This window comes from Aureimonas sp. AU4, from assembly GCF_001463765.1.
Taxonomy (GTDB): domain Bacteria; phylum Pseudomonadota; class Alphaproteobacteria; order Rhizobiales; family Rhizobiaceae; genus Aureimonas.
The window spans coordinates 1-621 of sequence record NZ_BBWK01000118.1 but is presented as its reverse complement, the minus strand read 5'-3'; the positions used below and the strand labels follow the sequence as shown (position 1 = coordinate 621).

Sequence of the window (621 nt, the reverse complement as noted above, 5' to 3'; positions counted from 1 at the left end):
GAAGCGCGGCTTTGAACGCTTCGTCCCAGATCTGGACGAAGCAGAGATCCGCCGCCTGTCGCGCCATTGCCTTCGTTACCGCGATGCCGACGACCGGACCGCCTGGTTCCAGTTCGGTGCCACCTTTGCACTCTTTCTTCTGACGGCAGGGCTCCTGCTGTTTGGCGCAGCAACGGGGATCCACGCCCTTTTGGCGTTAGCCCTTCCCGCTGGCGGGCTTCTCGTGCGCTTGTTCGGTGTCCAGCATGACTGCGGCCACAACTCCTTCTTCACGTCGAAGCGGACCAACCGTGCCGTTGGTCGGCTCCTCAGCGTCTTCACCCTGACGCCCTTCGGCTACTGGAGCCGCTCCCATGCCGTTCATCACACCACGGCGGGAGACCTCGGTCGACGCGGGATCGGCGACGTTGATACTCTGACGGTCGCCGAGTATGCTGCGTTGGGCCGCGGCGCGCAGATGCGTTACCGGATTTATCGCCATCCGCTCCTGCTTCATGTCGTCGGCCCGCCGGTCTACTTCATCCTGCTGCAACGCTCTCCGTTCGGCCAAGCGCTTCCCGTACGGGATGCCTGGCGCAGCATCATGGCGTTGAACCTCTCACTCCTGCTCCTTTATGGCAG

1 protein-coding gene is annotated in these 621 nt (G+C 63.1%); it reads left to right on the top strand.

Going from position 1 to position 621, the window contains the following annotated elements:
* A partial coding sequence (locus AUL35_RS21350; protein WP_192847146.1) for a fatty acid desaturase occupies positions 1-621 on the top strand: 621 nt, incomplete at both ends.